Genomic DNA, 4,432 nt, shown 5'->3' with positions numbered 1-4,432 from the left:
CGAAGGCAATGCGGATTTTGGCGTGGCGGCGGTCTATCCCAATACCGACCCTAGCCCGATGAACAGCCGCCTCTTCGGCGAGGGCCGCGAAACAGTCGAGATGATGATCGTCGAGGTCGCGGGGGAATTCGCAGGCGCCCCCGGTGTGGCCCGCGCGGGTCTCTCGGCCACCCAGTTGCGCTGCCTCTTCCAGGCCCTGTTCAAGCAGGAGAGCCGGTTCAACGTCGCGGCACAAAGCCCGGTCGGAGCCTATGGTCTGACCCAGCTCATGCCCGGCACCGCCTCCGATCTTGGAGTCGACCGCTATAACGTGAAAGACAACCTGCGCGGCGGCGCGCGTTACATCACCACCCAGCTCAATCGCTTCGGCAACATCCCCCATGCGCTCGCGGCCTATAACGCGGGGCCGGGCCGGGTGATCGAGTATGGTGGCGTGCCGCCCTTTGCCGAGACGCAAGGCTATGTGCGCAACATCTCGAAATTCTACAACGAATACCTGGCTGTCGTGGGCGGTGCCGACGCGCTCGGCACGCTCTCGCCTTCGGATTTTGCGCTCGCCGAATATGCCAGCATCTCCGAGGCGGGCGTCTATTATGCCGCCGACAGTTCGGCCACGACCGAGCAGGTGATCAATCGCCTGCGCGCGATCATCCTGCAGATCGATGTGCAACCCAATGCCAAGGCGGCCTGGGAGCTCAACACCTACGCCAAGGCCGAAATCGGCCGCATCCTCAACCTCCGCGTCCGGCTGATGGCGGCGAACCAGCAGCGCGAGGCGGCCTACGCACAGCACATCGTCGCCGACCGGCTCGCCGAGCGCGACTTCATGCAGATGGGAGTTCCCGAATGAGACGATTTTTTCTGGTAACAACCGCAGCCCTCTTGCTCGGATTTGGCGAACCTGCCGCGGCCCAGGGCGTCCCGACATTCGATGGATCGCAGCTTGGCCAACTCGTGGCGCAGCTCGAGCACATGGCCGAGGACCTAAACGTCCAGATGCAACAGCTGGCCACCATGCGATTGGAACTGGAAACCCAACTGTCGCAGCTCACCAACCTCGAGGCGCAACTGACCTCGCTCATTGAGGGCAGCGGGCTCGGGGAACTCTTCGCCACGGTCGAAGAATTCCGCGCGCTGCGTGGCAAACTGGTCGCCCCCCTCAACACCGCGCAGTCTCTGGCGAGCGGCGATTTCCTGAGCGGCTTCAATCCCGGCGCGGAACTCTCGTCCTCGGTCGAGCGGGTTCTGTCGGGCAGCGGCTTCACCTCGGAACGACTGAGCACGCTTTCGGGCTCCGATCAGCCCGCAGACAACCGCATCGCCGTCTCGGCCGGGGCCAGTGCCATGCTGTCCGTCGCCGCGCAGGAAAGCCATGAAGAGGCCGGTCAAAGCCTCGAGCGGCTCGAGACCATGGTCGGGCTCATTGACGATCAGGACGGGCTGAAAGCCGCCGTCGATCTCAACACCCGCGTCACCGCCGAGCTCGGCATCATCCTGACCCAGATCTGGCGGCTGGAAGCGGCGCAAGGCGTCAGCGTCGGCCAACTCGGCGTTGTCGATGCCGCGACCCTCGCGGATGAGCGCAAGTTCCGTTCGATGGCGGTGGATCCATGAGGAAGTCCATGACCCACAGCTTGGCTCCAATCCGGGCGCTTGGTCTCGCCGCCCTTGTCCTGAGCATCCTGCCCAATGCTGCGTCGGCCCAAACTCCGACCACGCAGCCATCCGGTGACACGCCTTTCAGCTCGATGGCCATCGCGCGGGACGAGGCCGACGCCTGCCGAGTCCCGAAACCGCCCGCCGATCTGGCGGAGACAGCCTATCTCCGCAACGGCTACCGCGCGATCCTGCGCATCCTGATTGCCGAGGAGGCGCTCGCCTCGGAAACCTGCACCTGCCTGCTGGATCAGTTCACCTGGGTTCAGGCGCTTGACGCCCTGCCCCGGTTCCAGACCTCTGACAACCCACGCCTGCCCTTCAAGGTGCTCGATCTTTACGCGCAGGCCGATGCGCTCGAGGCGCAAGTTGTGGAGGCCTGTGCGCAGTAGATGGGGGTCATTCGCGACATCCTGAGCCAGGTCGACGCCGCGGTGGATACCGTGGCGCAGGACGGCTTTGTCTCCTCCGCTGGCGCGGTCGGTGACGTGATCTCGGCAGGGGCCGCGCTCCTTGTCGTGCTGCTCGGGATCAACGCGGTGATGCAGCTCCGCCCCCTGCCCTTCGGTACCGGCTTTGCTTTCGGGATGAAGGTGGCGCTCGTGGGCATCTTCGCGCAGAGTTGGGATAATTTCAGCGTCATCTATGACATCGTCACGCGCGTGCCCGACTCCGTCGGCGCTTCGATCCTGGCGCTCACCGGGTCGGGCGACGAGGCCGGGGTCTATGAGAGCCTCGACAACATGGTCGCCCGCATCACCGCCTATGGCGACACGATCGGCGATCGCGCGGGCTGGGTCTTCGGCGCGGTCCTGGGCGCGATCTTCTTCGTCCTTTCCGCCGTTTTCGCCGCTGTCACCGCCGGAATCATCGCCTTCGCCCGCATCGTCTTCGCGCTGATGATCGTGATCGCCCCCTTCATGATCGTGACCTCGCTCTTCAAACCGACCCAATCCCTCTTCGAGGCCTGGACCCGCGCCATCATCGGCTACGCGCTCATGCCGGTCGCCGCCGCAGGCGCCGCAGGCATCATCGTCGCCATCGCCGAAGCGATCGGCGACGCCTCCGCCGATCCGGGCGATGTCGAGACCGTCAGCCTCATCCTGCCCTTCCTCGTCATCCTGATCCTCAGCGCCGGAATCATGGCCTCGGTCCCCTACATCGCGTCCAACCTCACCGGCGTGGTGGGCATTGCGTCCAATGCCGTGGGCCTGACCGGGCTTGCACGTCAGGGCTTCGTGAACACGCGCCAGTATGGCACCGGCGCGACCTCGCGCCTCGTCACCGGCAAGTCTCCCCATGAGCTGAACCAGATGGCGAACGCGGGTGTGGTGAAGACCGGCGAGATGATCCGGCAAAGCCCCGGCGCGCTGCTCTCGGCCGCCAAGGCCTTCCGCAAACCCTGATGTGAAAGACGACGACTTTGAAGAAGACTGTAACCAGTTCCTCCGCGCCTGACCGCGACGCTTTCGAGGCGGATTTCATTTACGGGCCAAGACGGCGCGAGCGCTTTGCTTGGTTCGTTGCAGCGACAGGCGTGCTGGTCGGCGTGGCAGGCATGGTCGCGGGCGCGAGCCTCTTTCCGCTCAAAACGACCGAGACCTTCGTGGTCGTCGTGGACAAGGAAACCGGCGAGATGGACCGGGTCGCCGCCGTCCAGGCTCTGACACTCTCGGAAAGCGATGCCATCATCCAGGCCAATCTCGTGGCCTATGTGGATGATCGAGAGACCTATGACCTGACCGATGGCGAGCAGCGCATCAACTCGGTCCTCGACCGCTCGGATGGCGATGCCGCCCGCACATTGCGCGATCTCTGGTCCTCTACCAATGAGGACTATCCGATCACCGTTTATGGCCGCGACGCCAAGATCGAGGTGGTGATCAAGTCCGTGAACCAGATCGAGCGTGGCGTGGCCCAGGTCCGTTTCACCCGCACGCTGCGCCGGCCGCGCGACACGCGCACCGTCACCCGGTCTTACGTGGCCACCGTCGGCTACGACTTCCAACCCGAAACCCGCCAGCGCCTTCAGGATGTCTGGGCCAACCCCTTGGGCTTCGTGGTGACCGCCTACCGCGTCGACGCCGAGACCCTGGAGAACTGACATGAAATCCCTGCCCGCGCTCCTCACCACGCTTCTCTTGGCGCTTGCCCTCCCTGTTGCCGCTGTTGCCGAGGCCACGCCGCAAGGGGGCCCACTCGACATCCGTATCCGCACCGCCGTCTACAATGAGAACCAGGTCTACCGGATCGAAACGGATCTTCGGCATTCGACGACGATTCATTTCGGGGCGGGCGAGCGCTTCGAGGCGGTGATCGTCGGCGACACCGAAAGCTTCCAGGTCGACCCGATCCCCGAGCTTGGCAATGTGCTCACGATCAAACCACATGTGGCCAATGCCTCGACCAACATGACGGTCATCACCAACCGACGCACCTATTCCTTCCACTTGCGCGAAGGTTCGATCCCAAACCGCACCGGCATGTTCTTCGAAGTCCGCTTTCGTTACCCCGACGAAGAACGCCGCTCGGCAGGTGCAACCCAGCCGAAGGGATTTGAGGCGCCACGGAACTACAATTACCGCGTCTCGGGCGAGGGGGATTTCCGCCCCAGCCATATCTATGACGATGGGCGCTACACGTATTTCGTCTTCCCGGAGAACGGTCGCCAACCCGCCCTCTTCAAGGCCGATGACCAGGGCCGTGAGCGCACCGTCAACTGGACCCAACAAGGCAACACCGTCCGGGTGCTCGGGGTGAACACATACTGGACGCT

6 protein-coding genes are annotated in these 4,432 nt (G+C 64.1%); all 6 read left to right on the top strand.

Translation table 11 applies throughout. The annotated features are described in order from the left end of the window. On the top strand, positions 1–850 hold an 850-nt coding region (locus MRY75_RS00590), incomplete at its 5' end, for a lytic transglycosylase domain-containing protein (RefSeq protein ID WP_292305202.1). Next, positions 847–1,614, top strand: coding sequence for a type IV secretion system protein (locus tag MRY75_RS00585; protein ID WP_292305201.1), 768 nt, complete (start codon positions 847–849; stop codon positions 1,612–1,614). The genes MRY75_RS00590 and MRY75_RS00585, both read left to right, overlap by 4 nt. 8 nt (positions 1,615–1,622) lie before the next feature. Further along, positions 1,623–2,048, top strand: coding sequence for a hypothetical protein (locus MRY75_RS00580; RefSeq protein ID WP_292305200.1), 426 nt, complete (start codon positions 1,623–1,625; stop codon positions 2,046–2,048). Then, positions 2,049–3,062, top strand: a complete 1,014-nt coding sequence (locus MRY75_RS00575; protein WP_292305199.1) for a type IV secretion system protein — start codon at positions 2,049–2,051, stop codon at positions 3,060–3,062. Between the two features lie 17 nt (positions 3,063–3,079). Next, positions 3,080–3,760: a virB8 family protein gene (locus MRY75_RS00570; protein ID WP_292305198.1), complete on the top strand. Its 681-nt coding sequence runs from the start codon at positions 3,080–3,082 to the stop codon at positions 3,758–3,760. A 1-nt stretch (position 3,761) separates the two neighbouring features. Then, positions 3,762–4,432: TrbG/VirB9 family P-type conjugative transfer protein (locus MRY75_RS00565; protein ID WP_292305197.1), on the top strand; the 671-nt coding region annotated here is incomplete at its 3' end.

The organism is Marivita sp. (genome assembly GCF_022763305.1).
GTDB lineage: Bacteria > Pseudomonadota > Alphaproteobacteria > Rhodobacterales > Rhodobacteraceae > Marivita.
The sequence above is the reverse complement of the archived record's forward strand: the minus strand, read 5'-3'. Positions and strand labels throughout refer to the sequence as shown.

Bases quoted from the DNA above. Each gene is read 5' to 3' on its own strand.
- MRY75_RS00585 (WP_292305201.1), top strand. From the start codon at position 847: ATGAGACGATTTTTTCTGGTAACAACCGCAGCCCTCTTGCTCGGATTT.
- MRY75_RS00580 (WP_292305200.1), top strand. From the start codon at position 1,623: ATGACCCACAGCTTGGCTCCAATCCGGGCGCTTGGTCTCGCCGCCCTT.
- MRY75_RS00575 (WP_292305199.1), top strand. From the start codon at position 2,049: ATGGGGGTCATTCGCGACATCCTGAGCCAGGTCGACGCCGCGGTGGAT.